This is a genomic window from Flagellimonas ulvae, from assembly GCF_049333175.1.
Lineage (GTDB): Bacteria > Bacteroidota > Bacteroidia > Flavobacteriales > Flavobacteriaceae > Flagellimonas.
In genome coordinates, this window is sequence record NZ_CP186325.1 from 544,449 (window position 1) to 562,373 (window position 17,925).

Consider the following 17,925-nt stretch of genomic DNA (forward strand, 5'->3'; position numbering starts at 1 on the left):
ACGTTGTTTAATATTTAGCACTCTTTCCTTTGGTAGTTGTCCTTAATATAAAAGCCCGAATATCCTCATTGGCTTTTTGCAGGTCTTCTCGCCTAAGGTACATCATATGACCGGAGCGGTATCCTTTAAACTCAAAACGGTCTTTCATTCTACCACTTGGGTCAACTTGCCACATTGTATACTTAGCATTGAAATAAGTGGTAGCCCCATCATAATAACCAGATTGGACCAAAACATTCAGATATGGATTTTGAGCCATGGCTTGCCTAAGGTCGTCACGGGTATTATCATCCTCATTGTTCCAAGGCCTTACCGGACCGAACATATTATATTTGATATCGGTTTTGAAGTTTAGTTCTTCTTGTAAATAGTAATTAATTGCAGGAGTAAAACTATGTAGCCACGAAGTGATTTCTGAATTGTAATCTGGCCGCTCCCCGAACAATTGTTTGTCTATACCTCGGTACCTACTATCCAATCTACCTACTGTGTATCCCCCTTTATCCTTCAATAGGTTTTTCCAAAAGAATCGGGTGGGCACCACCAAATTTTGGTCCAGAATATCCTTTTCTTTTAAGCCAGTATAATAGGCCATCTTTTTGGCAACTTCAGCTCTTTCTGTGCTCTGTATGAATCCGCCTTTAGCTATAGCAGGTATAAGCGTATTTACCGTGTATTCTTCAGCTTCGGGAAGTACATCCAACAAATCTTTACTTTGTAACTCAGAAGGAAGTGCTTTATGATGCCAAGCAGCCGCTGTAAAATAAGGTAGGTTCAATGCATCCGATACAGGTCCGCCAATACGAATTACCTTGTAATCTGCTGGAGAAACCATAATTACACCATTCAAATACATCCATTGCTGGTTTTGTAGCGCTAGTGAAAGCCCCATCACTCGAGTGCCTCCGTAGCTTTCACCAATGATATATTTAGGTGAGCGCCAACGATTGTTTCTTGTCACAAAAGTATTTAACCATTCTGCCAAGTATTTAATGTCTGCGTTTATTCCGAAGAATTTGTCCCTATCAACTTTGTCTCCAGTCTCTGGAATGGTCCTGGAATATCCAGTATTTGCAGGATTTACGTAAACAATATCCGTTACATCCAAAACAGAAAAAGGATTTTGCTTTACCCCATAGGGCTGGACCGGATAACCCTCATCATCAATCTTTAATACTCTTGGACCAGTATATGCCAAATGCATCCACACAGAACCCGAACCGGGCCCACCATTAAAAGAAATCAATAATGGTCGTTCTGCTCTGTTTTTCACCCCATTTCTAGTGTAATAGGTATAGTGTAATGAGGCAATGGGTTCACCCATATCATCCCAAACGGGTTGCGTACCTGTAGTGGCCGTGTAGTTGAAAGAAGTACCGTTTACTGTTACACTATGTTGCGTAGTTACCGTGGTATCAACGGGTAATTTTCTGTTTTGTGAAAAAATATAGGTAAAGGATAGAAGAAGGCATACAAAGGAAATGTTTTGTTTCATTGAGTGATAGATTAGTTGTTTTAAAAATAACCATTTTGGATGACTTCTGATTTTTGTTATAATTTTTATAAATAATTGGAAATCAGTTATGGTAACTTTCTTTAAACCTTAATTTTAGAGGACTTCACAAAAAACTAAGACCATGAGTAAACTATCAAGAAGACAATTCAACACAAAAATGACCAGAGGAGTGGGAGCAGTCACCATAGCTGCCTCATTACCCATTAACTGTATAGTGGCCAATCCTTCTCAGAAGAAAAAATTAGGGGTTGCCCTTGTGGGTTTGGGGGGATACAGCACATACCAACTTGCTCCAGCACTTCAGGATACGGAGCATTGCTATCTTGCTGGAATTGTTACCGGAACTCCTTCCAAAGAACAAGTTTGGTCTGACAATTACGGTATTCCCAAGAAGAACATCTATAACTATGAGAATTTTGATGAAATAACGAACAATGAAGATATTGATATTGTTTATGTGGTATTACCCAATAGCATGCACGCCGATTTCTGTATTAGAGCAGCAAAGGCAGGAAAGCATGTGATATGCGAAAAACCTATGGCAATGAATGTTGAAGAGTGTGATGCTATTATTGATGCTTGTAAGGATGCCGGTGTGAAATTGGGAATGGGATACAGGTTGCATTCCGAACCCTATACCCAAGAAGTGAAACGGTTCGTGAGGGAAAAAACCTTTGGAAAGGTCAATTTTGTAACGGCAGAGGCTGCATATCGTTCGTTAGGTAGTCCCAACCAATGGAGGTTGGACAAAAAATTATCTGGAGGCGGTGCTTTAGTCAACATGGGAGTATATGCCATTCAGAGCCTAATTTATGGTACAGGTGAAAACCCAATTTCAGTTTCCGCTCAAGAATTTAGCACGCGACCTAAATATTTCAAAGAAACGGATGAAACCATAACAGCCCAATTTGAGTTCGACTCCGGTGTGGTTGGCAACATGATGACCTCACATAACATTCGTGCGAATCGATTGTTCGGTTCCTGCGAAAGAGGTTGGTACGAACTTGACCCGGCTAGCACATATATTCCTTTGGCGGGAAGAACTTCGAATGGTGAGCTCAATTTTGAACAAGAGAGCCAACAAAAACTCCAAATGGACGATTTCGCCAAACACATACTTTTTGATACACCTAACTTTGCTCCTGGTGAAATGGGCAAACGGGATATGATGATTATAGCTGCGATTTATGCCTCTATCAAGAACGGTGGTACAAAACAATCACTGAATTTTGAATCCAACTTTGGATTTGGGGTAAAGTAAATCTTGGGAAAAACTTGTTTCAAATGGTTGTTTAGGTTTTGATTATATCTTAAGCTTATAAAAAAAATAGTAAATATTGTAAATCAATTAATTAAATCTATTTTCATCAATATTTTGGGCAGTTCTCAGTAAACATTTTGATTCACTATTAAGACTTGGTTTAAATAATAACATTCAATTAACCATTTAACTTTAAAATGAACTTTATTTTCATTTATGACCACATTTTGTTAACGAGGTGAACCTTACTACAGAAGTACATTTGTTAAGAATCCTATAAAAACAAATTACTTTCTAAACCTTAAAAACAAATGAGAACACTTAAAAATTTGTTGTTACTGTCCGGTTTGGTAGTTGTAACCTCATGTGATAAAATTGATGATTTTATCGGTGGTGGCGATGACGATGACCAACCTACAGGAACAATTTTTGAAAACAAATCAAACCTTGAACCTTTAGTAGCGATTACACCGCAATTCAACTTTGTCCAGGCATATTCTTTAATAAGTTCAAGCGATGTCTTAGATGATGGTTTTCGTTTTGTTGGAGCTGCTGACGGAGCTGGACTTGTGAAAGATCCAAACAGTGATGGCTTCATCTACATGTTGAACGCTGAAGATGATTATGCAGTAGCTAGAATTGAATTGGATGCTAACTTAACACCTACTGGAGGCCAGTGGGTACTAAATTCTGGCGTAGCTGATTTTGCCCGTCAATGTTCTGGAACCATGTTACGTAAAGATGTTCACGGTGGTTCGCGTGACATTTATCTATCAGCTTCTGAAAGTTTTAATTACGATGTTAAGGGATTAGACCCGTACCAAACTAGCCCAACGCCAACTGCCGATTTCGGATTGGATGCACTTGGTGAATTCCAATGGGAAAATGCTGTACCCCTTCCTATGTCTGCTTATATTGGTGAAACAGTAATTATTGGTGGAGATGATGATTCTAGTAACTCTTTGGGACAAATCACATTGTATCACTCTACACACGGAGAGGCCGATCTGGAAGGAGGAGAGATTTATGTGATGAAAATTACTGAAATGTCTGATGGAAATGGTGGTGTTGTTTCAGCGCCTGTTGACATGATAGTTGATGAAAGCATGTTGGACTTTGGGGTAACATATAGGTATGAGTTCGTGAAAATTGAAAATGGGGCCGCATTGACCAAAGATGAAATGGAAGACGCTTGTATCGCTGTTGGGGCTTCTGCTTTCATGAGAGTGGAAGATGTAGATTATAGAAAGGGTAATGCAGCAAATAACAGACAAGTATTTGTAGCCGTGACCGGTAGAGGCCCTGGAAGAGATACTTTCAATGATTGGGGTACTGCCTATAGAATGGATATGGATACAGATAGCGCTCTTACAGGTTCCATTACACAAATTATTTCAGGTAATACAGATACCAACAATATGGACGGTAATCTACCTGAGCTTCAAAGTCCTGATAATATTACCGTAACTGAAAACTTTATTTATCTCCAAGAAGATCCAAATTCTTTTTCTAGAGGTCATAACGCATATATCTACCAAACTGATTTGAATGGAAATAATGCCAGAGTAGTTTTAGAGTTCGTTACGCGTCAGGATTTAGACCCAACAGGAAGCTCTGGCCCTAGTGGTGAATACGGCGCTTTAGAAGATATTTCTGATTTGGTTGGTGTTCCAAATACATTTTTGTTAAACCTTCAACCACACTATTGGGAGAGTGATGATTTTAAAGGAGTAGATGGTCACGACTTTGAAACCAGACCAGAGTTTGCGGCTGGAAGGGGTCGTGAGGATGATCAAGGCGGACAAGTTGTTATCCTAAGAGGCCTACCTAGATAAGCCTGAACAAAACAGTTTACTAGACCTCTGTCGAAAGATGGGGGTCTTTGTTTATCAAAAAAAATGCTATGAAGTACCGTATTGTATTTGCCATCTTTTTTTCCATATTGATTGTTTCATGTAGACAAGCTCCAAAGGAAAAGGAAATTGTGAAGACCCAAAATAATTCCAATGGAATTAACTGGACGGCTGCGCAAGATTACTATTTGGCCAATATGTCAGAAGCTCTTGATTACTTGAGTGAATTGGATTCGCTTCCAATGACAGGCGATGCTACTAAAGAAGCTTTTAGAAAAGCTAGAATTTCCTTCAAAAAAGCCGAACCCTATGGATCTTATCTTAATCCTGAAGTAGGTCATAAGGTTAATGGACCTGCTTTGCCTACTGTAACGGACGATACTCAAAAACTACTGCCTCCGGTTGGATTCCAAAAAATTGAAGAAAGTATTTATAATGGTGAGGAATCTGAAGAAAACTACAGATATGAGGTTTCCATAACAAAAGGAATGCTCCGTAACTTACAACACAATATTCAGAAAAGGGAATTGACCCCGCAACGTTTTTTCATAGCCACCCATCAACAATTAATGCGAATTGTAAGTTTAGGTATTTCTGGATTTGATACCCCAGTAAGTCAATTAGGCCTAGGGGAAACCGTTGTTTCATTACAAGGTTTGGCTGATGTCTATCAATTGACTTTAAAAGATATTATTCAGGAAAAAAATAGAGATTTGGATTCAACTTTTTTGGAATCCATCAATTTGGCCAAAGGATTTATTGCAGAAAATCCTGACTTTGAAACTTTCGACCGATTCGCCTTTCTCAGAGATTATATAAATCCCGTTACCCGTAATTGGGTAAATATTAGAAAGACTGCGAATATCTGGGACCCTGTGGATAACAAGCCTTTTAATTTTGATGCCGAAACCTTTTTTGATGCGGATGCTTTTAACCTTGAGTTTTTTGCACCTATTACAAACCGAAACCCTACCCAGAATAAGATAGATTTGGGGAGAAAACTTTTTTTTGATAAAAACCTAAGCCAAAATGGTGATATGGCTTGTGCAACATGTCATAGCCCTAAAAAAGCATGGGCAGATGGTCTTGTCGTCAATATGGGCAATGACAAGATGGAACTGGACCGAAATACACCGACTCTTATTAATTCTACCTATCAGCAAGCGTTTTTTTGGGATGGACGTGCCCCAAGTATTTTAGCGCAGATTACAGCAGTATTCAACAATGATAGAGAATTCAATAGCTCGGTTCATAAATTCTCCACAAAAATTCTTTCTGATAGCACTTATGTTAGATTGTTTGAAGAGGCGTATGGAGGGATTTCAAAGCGAAACACCGAGGTCATCAAAGCTATTTCATCCTATATTTCCACGTTGAACGGATTTAATTCCAAATTTGACAGGAATATTCGTGCTGAAGAAGAGACATTTACCAAAGAGGAAAAGCTAGGATTTAACTTGTATATGGGAAAAGCGCTATGTGCCACTTGCCATTTTATTCCATTAACCAATGGTACCGTTCCTCCATTTTTTACCGACCATGAAAAGGAAGTAATTGGTGTTCCTGAAACAGCTGCCAATAGGGAGTTGGATGATGATTTGGGTTTTTACTGGCGGCATAACGAAGAATTGGAAGTACATAGAGGAATGTTCAAAACTCCAACAGTACGTAATTCGGAACTCACCGCACCCTACATGCACAATGGGGTTTACCATACGTTGGAGGAGGTAATGAATTTTTATAATCTTGGCGGAGGAGGAGGTATGGGCTTTGACCTTCCATATCAGACGTTACCGTTTGATAACCTCCAACTCACAAAAGAGGAAGAGAAAGCATTGGTTGCCTTTATGAAAACTCTCACGGACACGGACGTCGAAGAAGGGGAATATTAGAATTTTTCAAATACACCTAGACCAAAAAGTGCAAAATCATATTTAACTGGATCCAAAGGGTCCAGTTTTTTTAGCTTTTTATCAAGTTCCTCTAGGGCTTTGGCATCATTTTGTTTTCTCTTTATAAGTTTTAGCTTTCGAGCAACATTTCCTGAATGTACGTCCAATGGACAGGACAATTGACTGGGTTTTAGGGTCTTCCATAGACCAAAGTCCACACCAGCTTTGTTATCACGCACCATCCACCTGAGAAACATGTTTATGCGCTTGGCGGCTGAGCCTTTACTAGGGTCCGAAACATGTTTTTCTGTTCTTTTGAGATGGGGTAGTTCAAAAAAAAGACTTTTGAATTCTGTTATGGAATTCTGTAACGATTGTACTTGTTGATTTTTAGAAAATACCGACTCCAATCCGCCATGTTTGGAATAAATCTGCCCTAGCCCTTGAATAAAAAAAGATAAATCCTCCCCATTAAAAGTTCTGTGCACAAAGGAACGCAACGAATCTAAATCTTTTTGAATGTGGTTACTTATGAAATCGTGAGGTGCTTGGTCCAATAGCTCCATCAATCGAGAAGCATTATTGATGATGCTTTTTCGATTTCCCCAAGCAATGGTAGCTGTTAAAAAAGCGCTGATTTCTATATCCTCCTTTTTTGAAAATCGATGGGGGATTTGTAGCGGGTCATCCTCTAAAAACTTTGGGTTTTCATAGAATGCAGCTTTTTCATCCAAGAATTCTTTGAGTTCCGCTTGGGTCATAAATAAAAAGTCAAGAAACTATAAGACCATCTACCATAGTCAACTTTCTATCTGCCATATTGGCCAATTCTGAATTATGGGTGACCAAAATAAAGGTTTGTCCAAATTCATCTCTTAGTTGAAAGAAAAGTTTATGAAGCCTATCCGCGCTTTCTGAATCCAAATTACCACTGGGTTCGTCTGCAAAAATCACAGAAGGATTATTGATAAGTGATCTAGCCACAGCTACGCGTTGTTGTTCCCCTCCTGAAAGTTCACTGGGTTTATGCGAATATCTATCGGACAAACCAAGAAAATCCAAAAGCTCTTTAGCTCGCTTCTCTGCTTCAGGTTTTGGAGTCTTTTTAATAAAGGCAGGAATGCAAACGTTTTCCAAAGCATTGAATTCTGGAAGTAGCTGGTGAAATTGAAAAATAAAACCAATATGGGCATTTCTAAAACGAGCCAATTCCTTATCGGAGAGTTTATTGACATCTACATTATTGATTAACAGAGAGCTATCTTCCAAATTGGAAGGTGAATCCAAAGTCCCCATAATTTGGAGTAATGTGGTTTTACCTGCTCCTGAAGCACCAACAATGGAAACAACCTCTCCTTTATCAACTGATAAATCAACACCCTTAAGGACATCAAGGTCACCAAAGGATTTTTTAATGTTTTTAGCCTTAATCATAGGTATACTTTGGATAGGTGAAAGTAATCATTCCGAATGAGAGCCAAAAGCTGAAAATTTTAAAAGAAGGTTTTCAAACTTTTACCGACAAATAAGGATAAGCAATGGCGTTTTGTGATATTGTAGAACCAACAACTTTGTTTAATTTTATAATTAATATGGATAAACAAAATAATTCAACTGATTCGATTGCAATTTTTGCTGGAGGATGCTTCTGGTGTACCGAAGCTGTTTTTCAAAGATTGGATGGGGTAAAAGAAGTAATTTCAGGTTATACCGGAGGAGCTATTAAGAATCCGGCATATCGAGAAATTTGTACAGGTAGAACGGGGCATGCGGAGGCTGTTAAAATAGTATATGATGCTTCTAAGGTTTCGTACACGGAGCTTTTGGAGGTTTTTTTCGCCACACACGACCCCACCACGCTAAATCGACAAGGTAATGATGTGGGCACGCAGTACAGAAGCGAGATTTTTTACACTTCGTCAGAGCAAAAAACACAAGCAGAAGGCTTTATTTCCTTATTGGACGAAGAAAGAGTTTTCAGTTCTCCCATAGTTACTGCTATTTCGGAAGAGAAACCTTTTTATAAGGCTGAAATTGAGCATCAAAACTACTACAATGATAACAAGATGCAACCGTACTGTCAATTTATTATCAATCCCAAAATAAAAAAGCTAAATCAGCATTTTTCAAACAAATTAAATACGGCCCAATAGTTAGTTGATAGTAAAGCTTTGCCTTGGTTATGGAAGCATTCCTTGTTTGTATGATGATGTGTGGGGTATAAAACAAAATTCGGTAAGAAAAACTTCTGGATTTATGTACCGGTTTGAAAAGATTGAGACCCGAAATGAATTTCAAAACCTTATTAACTCCGATTTGCCCTAACTATTTTTCTCTTTCATACTGTTTTGCTATTTTTCAGCAATGGCGAAAGAAAATAAATCAAAGTATCAGGACCTATTTTTGGGATTATTGTTTGATGGTATTGGCATGTTATCCTTTGCAATACCTGGAATAGGGGAGTTCTCCGATGTTATTTGGGCTCCGCTTGCAGGTTGGCTAATGACCCGAATGTATAAAGGGAAAATGGGTCAGCTTGCCGGAGTGGTCACATTTATAGAAGAATTAGTGCCAGGATGGGATTTTGTTCCCAGTTTTACCTTAATGTGGTTATATACCCATCTTTTCTCCAAAAGAAAAAAATAAGGGAGCCAACAATGGGCCCCCTTATACGGAAAACTAACAAACCTCACGTTTGTTTTTTTCAAACTAAACACGATTTATTGAATCGTCAAATCAAAAGTTAGGTTAAAATCAGCATCACCGTCCTCGGAAGTAGAGGTGGCTGTTTTTACAGCAGTGTCGTTTACAGGCGGTTGGTGCTGCAATCTCGCTGTAAAAGTACCCATAGTTGTACCTGTGGCTGCAGTGGTCCAATTAGTACTTAAACCTACTGGGTTGCCATTATCATCCGTATCATTGTAGTTTATGGCACCCGTAGCAGGAGCAATATTACCGGTACCTGTCGGACTATCAAAAGCACCATCGGTGAAACTAAAGAAAAACTGATGTTCGTCATCCTCATCTAATATTTCTTCACCTATATCTTCCACATCATCCGGATCCAGAGCATTCAAAATCACAAAGGTCAATGTATATTGGGTGTCGGCCGCTAGGGCGATTCCACCTTGTACTTGTAATGGTGTTATACCTTCTCCATCTGGATCTATGGCTGTGGCAGTTATTACATCCATAGGGTCGGCATTGTTTGTAAATTGCAAAGTCACACTGGTGATAACCTCCAACTCTTCTTCTTCTTCAGGCGCATCATCATCATCACTACAGCTTACCACCATAACGGATAGAAATAAAATGGCCAATAGCCTTACATTCTTGAGTGTTTCAATCGTTTTCATTTTTCTTTTTTTAAAGGTTTTATTATGTTAAGATTTAAAATTGTTCGTAAAGTTACTGTTGATTTTTCATTTAACCATGTTTTTGCAACTGAGTTGCATTAACATTCTTGTTTTTATTGTTACATTATCTTTTTTTTGCTTTAAATGAATAGTTCAGGGTAAATAGTATATTTCTACCGGGTTCATCCGCATAGTATCTCAAATCGTTAAGGTAATTACGGTAACTAGTGTTTAAAAGATTGTTTGCACTAATACTGGCGCTTAGATTTTTCCAATCGAAATTCCAAGTCAAATCCAAAAGAAAGTAGCCTTCAGGAGGGTCCAGGAAATCAAAAATTTCAGAATCGGTTGTAATTATCGCAGAACCATCAGCTAAACTTTGTGGGGATATCGTTCGCGGTGCTTGAAATTGTTCAAAGGTATAACTGGGCCTTAAACTGAGGCGTGATGAATCCATAAACCATAATTTGCCTTGATTCCATTGCAGTTCAAAACTTGTTGATATAGGAGGTTGATTTATTAAAGGTTCATCATCCCCAATGTTTCTTGACCATAAATAACTGAACCCAAAAATTCCTGAGATTCGCTCGGTCCATTCACTTTTCCAAGTATAGTCCACGCCTAGAAAGAGTGCATCTGCTTGGTCAAAGAAAAATGCAGTATTGGGCCCTCTAATGCCTCCGAAAACACCTAAAGGCCTATCAAACACATAGTTGTCAATGTAGTGGGAATAGAAGGTGATATTGTGAGAATTGCCATTTTTATAGGTTTGGAATTCATTTACGAATTTATATCCTCTCTCTGGTTCCACTCCACTGTCTTCCAAGGTAGTGACTTCACTGGTACTTGGGGTACCATCATTGTCCGAAAATCGTAAGAGACCAAAGATGGTCTCAACACCTTGTTGTCCAAAACTAAATAATTCATAGACATTCGGCGTACGCCAGGCGGTTCCAATATTGCTTCTAAATGTACTATTGGTACCAAGTTGGCGGATATAGCCTAATGATAGGATAAGATTGGTAAAACTGTAATTATCCCGAAATATATCTTGATTGGTCTCCCTTCCCCTTACATCATTGGTTTCAAAATCAAACCGAAGCCCTGCTTCCAAGGTATTGTTGCCAAAGCTAAAATTCTCAACAGCAAAAGCACTATACCTATCCGTATTGTAATTGGGAATGAAAGGAGTAGTTTGGGTGCCAGGATTATTGTCGTTGTTTTGACTGAAATATTGTATACCTATAAGACCATCTAAGCCATTCCATCTGGGATGCTCCCATTCCAACTGATAATCATAGGTAAGCAAATCAAGGTCTATAATGGGCAATTCGGAGTTTCTACGTACATCAAATTCGTCTCTTTTATTGAGCTGAACGCCACCTCTAAACGTTAGTTTTCCTTCATCGGAATACCACCAATTTATCTCTGCTTTGGCCAAATGGTGTTGAACCGTTTGATTTGGCACATCGATATTATAAGAAAAGGGTTGTATAATCAAGGGTCTATCCGTATTGATAGCTCTGATAAAATTATCTGGACTGGTTTGAAATGTAGCCCTTAGTAAGGCTAAATTTTGATCAATAAAGCTGTATTGCAATTTAAAGTCCCAATTTTCTAGATGTCTAAGGACCCCAAAACTGAAAGCTTTTTCTTCTTTCCCTGAATTGGTCAAATTGTAATCTGGTGCATTGCGGTCACCAATCCTTGCGAAGCTTCCGTTGAGAAAATAACTCCAATTTTCAGTACCGTTTCCAATTTCCATATTGGCATTATAGCCCCTGCCGTTGGTTTGATAACCCGTACCGATGTTTGCATAAAGCGGATTGTTCAATAGCAAGGGGTTGGATTCTACAATAATAGCTCCACCCAGTGCCTCGGGACCAAAGCGTACCCCTGCTGCTCCCTTAACAACTGTAATGTTATTTGCAGAGTTTATGTCTATTTCAGGGGCATGGTCTCTACCCCAATTTTGAAAACCATGTTTGAGGCCATTATTTAAAACGAGGATACGATTGCCATAAAGCCCGTGGATAACCGGTAATTCTACATTTGTACCCGTAGATGTGAAGGTAACTCCTTGGATAGTGGATAGTGCACTGGCCAGAGATTGTGTTGGGTCGCTCACAATATCTGCCTTATTTACTTTTACTTGAGAGATGGTCTCGGTACCTTTTTCCTTTCTTTTTTCTGCCTGGATGGTAACTTCATCCAGACCTACGAGCTTCGGGGTTAAAAATATATTTGGAACTGAGCCGTGTTCATGTCTATGTTCACTTGTAGCTTCCGAATATCCTAAGCTTGAGATAATCAGTGTGTTCACATCAGAGCACAGGCCTTCCAAATAAAAACTACCATCTTTTTTGGTAAGGGTATATTTTTCTGAGCCTTTTACTTTAACCGTGACATAAGGTATGGGTGCTTTAGTTTCTGCATCCAAAACCTTTCCACGTATCGAGTGTGTGCAAGGCGCACTTTGAGCACATGTGAAGAACGAGATAAGTAAAAACACTAAAAAGGTTAATTGAGACCTTAGCTTCATTATAATTAAACAGAAAATTTTGTTCAGAATCTTTTTATAAGATGAGGGCCAAAAAGCAATCAAGAAATACTTGTACTACAATTCTCATTCAAACAATGGTAATCCTTAATTGATTAATTTTCGAATTCTATACAGAAGGAGGGGGCCTGCAAAAGGATCGATTCAGTTTTGAATCATTAAAGAATACAGGTGAAGTAAAATCTGCAGTCTCTTGAGAAATGATCAATTGAAAGATATGAATAGGTATAGGTTGTGGAATGTCTACATTGGAAGTTTGGTTATCCAATACAATATCACAGATTTCACAATTTTCTATTGAGTCACAATCATCGTAATGATCATGTGTGTAAACATGGAAAGCTGAAACTTTCAAGAGCATCAGCCCAATAAAAAATAAAAGACCTAAAGTCTTCTTTTCCTGCAACATGCTGCAAATCTATGTAAATTGATAGAGTAAATAATGTTAATAAAACTATAATTAGGGGATTAGGAATCCTAATCCCATACGCTTGAGCATTTTTTTCTCAAAATTCCAGAAAAATGCGAATTGACCAAACAACCATCCAAAGAAAACCAAGAGTACTTGATAAATGGGAAAGATAAGTAGGATACGGGCTGTCCAAAAAATCCAATCATTAGTTGTTCCTTGCTTTAGGCCTATCAGTTCGGTTAAAGGACCAGCCAACTTTCCCGAAATGCTTCCAGTAATGGCAAAGACAATGAAGATGGCAATCATTTCCCAACGTTCTTCAACAGGCCATTTTTTTGATAACTTTTTAAAACACCACAGAAAAAACTTTACCATTATATAATATCCTATAGCACCCACTCCAAGAGTAAAAAACCATTCAAAGACTGTATTATTAAGGTCAAAAAGATGTAATAATCGTCTTGAGATTAAATACGAAGTAATTGCAGTCAAAATGACTCCAAATATTGGGAACAGTAGTTGCCAGTTTTTGGAAATATCCCACCGTCTTTTAATTTTCTCCATCAAAGTAAATTCGATGGCAAAAATAGTATATTAAATTCTTGGAATGAATGGGCCAAGACGTTGGTTGTACTTTCTCTGGAAAAAAATGAAATAGTTGTAGAGTTTGTAGTTAACCTCATAACCATAATCTATTCCAGACCTATAATCAATTTCGAACTGATACAACTGTGGGTCAAAATTGAAAGGTTGTTGAACACGTATGTTCCATTGAATAACCATTAAGTTATTTCTGTTTTCAAGGAATTGTTGGGAATAGAAGCCTTCGGGCATGGCAATGCTTTTTAACCAAGCGTTAAAACCAGGCTCAAGAATTATTATTTCATATTCGGTTTTTTCATCTGATATTTCGACAGGGTCATCATCTTCCAACTCAAAATAGGCTTTCTCCTCTTTAGAAATATTCAAAGAGTCTTTTTGCGAAAATGTTTGCAAAGTGAAAAAAATGCATATTCCTATTGGAATGCATTTAATTAGGTTTTTCTTTTTCATAAATCAAAAGATACAAAAAAAGCCATTTGAAAAATCAAATGGCTGTGTTAAAATGAGTTAAGGAATTCTTACTTTCCAAAAAGACCTCCAAGCAGTCCTCCAAGGCCACCACTTTTCCGACCTCCACTGTTCAAGACCATGCCAGCTAAGTCATCAATAACGCTGCCATCACCATCAGAATCCAGAAAAGATTCAATTAGAGATTGCTCCTTTTGGGTATTGCTCCCTCCCATAAGTCCGCCTAAAAGACCAGTCAAGGCATCGGGACTGCTAAGATTCTGTTGTTTAGTTTGTTTACCCAAATATCCAAGAACTATAGGTGCTGCTATTTTAAGAATTTGCGAAATAGAACCCGCATCAATACCGGACTTGCTGCTCAAAGCATTTTCCACTTGTGGTTGCTTGGTTCCGAATACATGTCCCAATATACCTGCTCCATCATCCATAACCCCTTGGTCAACACCACCACCGAAAAGACCTCCCAAATCATCTAAAACACTTCCATCATGCTTTGAGGATAAGGCATTCATAAGTCCTTGTGCACCTCCTGGGGTTGAGGCGTTTTTTTTCATCGCTCCCATAAGCAATGGCATAGCCATGCTAAGAACATCGGCCGTTTGGTTCTCTGATTGTCCCGTTTGTCCGGCAACCCCGCTTATCAATTGTTTGCCCATAGGGCTATTCAGTAAATCTAATAATCCTGACATTTTAAAAAGTGTTTAGTATGAAATGGTAATGTACAAAAAAGAAGGAATACCCAAACGGATTGCTTAAAAACACTTTAATTTAAGAGTGTAATTATTTGAGTGGCCAACTCCAAACCAATTCTATCCTGGGCTTCATTTGTAGAGGCACCAATGTGAGGGGATAACGATATCTTGGGATGCATTAAAATCTTGATTTCCGGATTGGGTTCGGACTCAAAAACATCAAGTCCTGCAAACGCCAGTTTTTCCGAATTCAAGGCTTCAACTAAAGCTACTTCATCTATAGTGCCACCTCTTGAAGCATTGACAATTCCTGCGCCTGCTTTCATCATGTCGTATTCTTTTTTGCCCAAAACATAGCCATTTTTTTGAGCAGGTACATGAATGCTAATGAAATCAGATTGTTTTAAAAGTTCTTCCAATTTGGATGCAGCCAATTTGACGGTAACAGATTGCCCATCAAAAAAATCTAGAGTCAAATCCGCCTCTTTATGATGATGGTCGTTAAAAAGTACTTTCATCCCCATTCCAAGACCCATTTGAGCCGTAGCTCTGCCTATTCTTCCAAAACCTATAATACCCAAGGTTTTACCTTTGAGTTCATGACCTTTTGCGTATCCCTTTTTAAGCCGTTTAAAATTACTATCACCTTCCAGTGGCATATCTCGATTGGAGTTATGCAAAAAGCGTACACCATTGAGCAAATGTCCAAAAACCAACTCTGCGACGGATTGGGATGAAGATGCTGGTGTGTTGATCACATGGATTCCTTTAGATTTGGCATAGTCCACATCAATATTATCCATACCAACACCACCACGTCCAATTAACTTTAGTCCAGGACATGCATCTATCAATGATTTTGTCACTTTAGTTGCGCTTCGGACCAAAAGAACACTAATTTCATTTTGGTTGATGTAGTTTTCAAGTTGCTCCTGAGCAACTTTGGTAGTATTTACTTCAAACCCTTTTTTTTCCAATGCATCAATCCCAGATTGGGAGATACCATCATTGGCCAAAACTTTATGCATATTATCCTTTTTTCTCCAATTCACTCATAATGTCAACGAGCACACCGACACTTTCCAAAGACATGGCATTATACATAGATGCACGATAGCCACCAACTGAACGGTGCCCATTGATTCCATTAATTCCGGCTTCCTTGCACTTTTCATCAAAAAGCTCCTTTAAGGTATCATCTGTAATGTTGAATGTAGCGTTCATTGTTGAGCGGTCTTCTTTGGCCGCGAATCCTGAAAAAACGGGATTTAATTCAATTTCAGAATAAATGAGATTGGCTTTCTTCTCATTAATTTCTTCAATGGCGGCAATGCCTCCCAAGTCTTTCAACCATTGTAAAGTGAGCATGGAAACATAAACTGCAAATACCGGTGGAGTATTGAACATACTATCCTTTTCTACATGAACTTTATAACTTAGCATGGAAGGAATTTTTCGAGAGACTCTGTCCAGAATCTCATCTTTTACAACCACTAAGGTTGTTCCTGCGGGGCCCATATTCTTTTGTGCTCCTGCATAGATAAGGTCGAATTTTGAAAAGTCGAGCTGTCTTGAAAAAATATCGGAGCTCATATCGCATACTAACGGAACATCGGTAATTGGAAAATCCTTTATTTGAGTTCCAAAAATGGTGTTGTTTGAAGTTAGGTGTAAATAATCCAAATCATTAGGAACTTGATATCCCTTAGGGATATAATTGAAGTTTTGTTCTTGTGACGAAGCTACTTCAACAATTTCACCAAGAATTCTTGCTTCTTTGATGGCTTTAAGGCTCCATGTACCTGTATTGATATATCCAGCTTTGTTTTCCAAAAGGTTATACGCTGCCATCAAAAATTGTATGCTGGCCCCTCCTTGTAAAAAAAGGGCATGATAACCCTGGTTTTCCAAACCTAATAATTCCAAAGCCAAGGAGCGTGCATTTTCCATAATGGCCACGAACTCTTTACTACGATGGGAAATTTCTATTAACGAAAGACCAATGCCGTCAAGTTCTACTACAGCCTCAGAAGCTTTTTTCATTACCTCTTGCGGTAGAATACAAGGTCCAGCACTAAAATTGTGTTTTTTCATTTTCTTGGAAAAAATTTGGTGTTCATTTAAACGAAGGCTAAAGGTCTTAAAAAAACTTGGAAGGCAAAACTTGAATTCGAAAGACTTAAAATTATCACAGATTCAACAAGAAATCCATAGTATCTACTCCATCTGCATAGTCATTTAAGCGTGGATCCTGCGTCTGTCCAAAAGGAATTTCATCATCGAACCATCCCTTTGAAACTACACATTGAATCTTTTCCTTTTCGCTAATGAGTTTTTTTCTCAATACCGATTTTTCTTCATAAAACTCATAAAACAGACAAGCTATTGGCGAGGCGAACCCTCTATCCTCCTTTAATATTAGAAAACCATTATCCAATATTTTGACATTACTCATCAAATAAACAGCCTTGTTATAATCATAGTTGTTGGCATATTTATTTTGATGAATGACTTCCTGAAAGTCAAAAATAGCGGTATAGAACTTGTCAAAATCATATCCGTTTGGAACATAAAGTTTAGATACGTTGCGGCATCCCAAGCCAAAGTATCGGAACACGTCTTCACCCAATGCCCTCAGTTCGTCTTCGCTTTCATTTTCCGACAGTACAGTAACTGAATTTCTGTTCTTTCGAATAATATTGGGGTATTTGCCAAAATAATATTCAAAATATCGGCTAGTATTGTTACTTCCAGTGGCAATCACAGCATCAAAATCTTCCAGTTTTTCTTCTGTAAACCTTATGTACTCTTTAAGCTCAGGAACATCTTCAATCAATTTTTCAGTTAAAAATGGGAGCAAAAGTCTATCGTTAGATGAAAGTTTGGCCAAAACCCGATTTCCAGAGAGCAAAACACATAAAAAGTCATGAAAACCCACTAAAGGGATATTGCCGGCCATTATTATGGCCACTGTTTTCGGTTTTTTCTTGCTGGTACTATCGTATACTTCTAGCCATTTGTTTAAGTTATTTTCTGTTAGCATGTTGGCCCATTGTCGTATTGAAAATTTTAAATTTTCTGGAGTAAACCAGCTATTTTGAGCCTTTGCTCTCAAAAGAACTTCTTTAAAATCTTGAAATGTGCCTGTATCCGGATTGTTTTTTTCTGCTAGGTAATTAAACAAAAAGCTTCCAAGTTTAACAAAAGCTTGCAAAGTGGACGATTGTTCCATTATTATATTTGTATACTAGTTTACTAGGATTTATTTTTGTTCAAAAATACGTAGCCTTAGAAGATTCAGCTAAAAGAAGA

General features: G+C 38.2%; 16 protein-coding genes and 1 pseudogene. 6 read left to right on the plus strand and 11 right to left on the minus strand.

Features of this window, described 5'->3' with window-relative positions; translation table 11 throughout:
- Positions 1-7: 7 nt before the first annotated feature.
- Positions 8-1,495 (minus strand): S10 family peptidase, encoded by a 1,488-nt coding sequence (locus ACOKFD_RS02465; RefSeq protein WP_422859801.1) that lies wholly within the window; start codon positions 1,493-1,495, stop codon positions 8-10.
- 142 nt (positions 1,496-1,637) lie between these two features.
- Here ACOKFD_RS02465 and ACOKFD_RS02470 point away from each other — a divergent pair, with 142 nt between their 5' ends.
- From ACOKFD_RS02470 to ACOKFD_RS02480, 3 genes are all read left to right on the plus strand, one after another.
- Positions 1,638-2,777 (plus strand): Gfo/Idh/MocA family protein, encoded by a 1,140-nt coding sequence (locus ACOKFD_RS02470; RefSeq protein ID WP_422859802.1) that lies wholly within the window; start codon positions 1,638-1,640, stop codon positions 2,775-2,777.
- A 311-nt stretch (positions 2,778-3,088) separates the two neighbouring features.
- Positions 3,089-4,612: a hypothetical protein gene (locus ACOKFD_RS02475; protein ID WP_422859803.1), complete on the plus strand. Its 1,524-nt coding sequence runs from the start codon at positions 3,089-3,091 to the stop codon at positions 4,610-4,612.
- Positions 4,613-4,680: 68 nt separating this feature from the next.
- On the plus strand, positions 4,681-6,522 hold the full coding sequence (locus tag ACOKFD_RS02480; RefSeq protein WP_422859804.1) for a cytochrome-c peroxidase: 1,842 nt from the start codon (positions 4,681-4,683) through the stop codon (positions 6,520-6,522).
- Here ACOKFD_RS02480 and ACOKFD_RS02485 read toward each other — a convergent pair.
- The gene (locus ACOKFD_RS02485; protein ID WP_422859805.1) at positions 6,519-7,283 is read right to left on the minus strand and encodes a TIGR02757 family protein; all 765 of its coding nucleotides are present in this window, start codon (positions 7,281-7,283) and stop codon (positions 6,519-6,521) included. The two genes, ACOKFD_RS02480 and ACOKFD_RS02485, sit on opposite strands and share 4 nt — an antisense overlap.
- A 10-nt stretch (positions 7,284-7,293) precedes the next feature.
- Entirely contained in the window at positions 7,294-7,956 is a 663-nt protein-coding gene (locus ACOKFD_RS02490; protein WP_422859806.1) for an ABC transporter ATP-binding protein, read from the minus strand.
- Positions 7,957-8,114: 158 nt separating this feature from the next.
- On the opposite strand from ACOKFD_RS02490, the gene msrA reads away from it, so the two are divergent.
- From msrA to ACOKFD_RS02505, 3 genes and pseudogenes are all read left to right on the plus strand, one after another.
- A complete protein-coding gene (gene msrA / locus ACOKFD_RS02495) occupies positions 8,115-8,675 on the plus strand; it encodes a peptide-methionine (S)-S-oxide reductase MsrA (protein WP_422859807.1) in 561 nt (186 codons plus the stop codon).
- Positions 8,676-8,695: 20 nt separating this feature from the next.
- A pseudogene (locus ACOKFD_RS02500) lies at positions 8,696-8,847 on the plus strand (GTP cyclohydrolase I FolE); the annotation flags it as partial.
- A gap of 39 nt (positions 8,848-8,886) precedes the next feature.
- A complete protein-coding gene (locus ACOKFD_RS02505; protein ID WP_422859808.1) occupies positions 8,887-9,168 on the plus strand; it encodes a hypothetical protein in 282 nt (93 codons plus the stop codon).
- Between the two features lie 74 nt (positions 9,169-9,242).
- Here the strand turns inward: ACOKFD_RS02505 and ACOKFD_RS02510 are convergent, their stop codons facing one another.
- The 8 genes from ACOKFD_RS02510 to ACOKFD_RS02545 form a co-directional block, all read right to left on the minus strand.
- Positions 9,243-9,878, minus strand: a complete 636-nt coding sequence (locus ACOKFD_RS02510) for a GTP cyclohydrolase (RefSeq protein WP_422859809.1) — start codon at positions 9,876-9,878, stop codon at positions 9,243-9,245.
- A gap of 124 nt (positions 9,879-10,002) precedes the next feature.
- Positions 10,003-12,420, minus strand: coding sequence for a TonB-dependent receptor (locus ACOKFD_RS02515; protein ID WP_422859810.1), 2,418 nt, complete (start codon positions 12,418-12,420; stop codon positions 10,003-10,005).
- A 478-nt stretch (positions 12,421-12,898) separates the two neighbouring features.
- Positions 12,899-13,414 carry a DUF6787 family protein gene (locus ACOKFD_RS02520; RefSeq protein WP_422859811.1) on the minus strand — a complete coding sequence of 172 codons (516 nt, stop codon included), beginning with the start codon at positions 13,412-13,414 and terminating at the stop codon, positions 12,899-12,901.
- Positions 13,415-13,444: 30 nt separating this feature from the next.
- Positions 13,445-13,819 (minus strand): DUF6146 family protein, encoded by a 375-nt coding sequence (locus ACOKFD_RS02525; protein ID WP_422859812.1) that lies wholly within the window; start codon positions 13,817-13,819, stop codon positions 13,445-13,447.
- A 152-nt stretch (positions 13,820-13,971) separates the two neighbouring features.
- The gene (locus ACOKFD_RS02530) at positions 13,972-14,610 is read right to left on the minus strand and encodes a DUF937 domain-containing protein (RefSeq protein ID WP_422859813.1); all 639 of its coding nucleotides are present in this window, start codon (positions 14,608-14,610) and stop codon (positions 13,972-13,974) included.
- Positions 14,611-14,684: 74 nt separating this feature from the next.
- The gene (locus tag ACOKFD_RS02535) at positions 14,685-15,641 is read right to left on the minus strand and encodes a D-2-hydroxyacid dehydrogenase (protein ID WP_422859814.1); all 957 of its coding nucleotides are present in this window, start codon (positions 15,639-15,641) and stop codon (positions 14,685-14,687) included.
- 1 nt (position 15,642) lies between these two features.
- A complete protein-coding gene (gene serC / locus ACOKFD_RS02540) occupies positions 15,643-16,707 on the minus strand; it encodes a 3-phosphoserine/phosphohydroxythreonine transaminase (protein WP_422859815.1) in 1,065 nt (354 codons plus the stop codon).
- A gap of 94 nt (positions 16,708-16,801) precedes the next feature.
- Entirely contained in the window at positions 16,802-17,845 is a 1,044-nt protein-coding gene (locus ACOKFD_RS02545; protein WP_422859816.1) for an acyl-CoA reductase, read from the minus strand.
- Positions 17,846-17,925 lie beyond the last annotated feature (80 nt).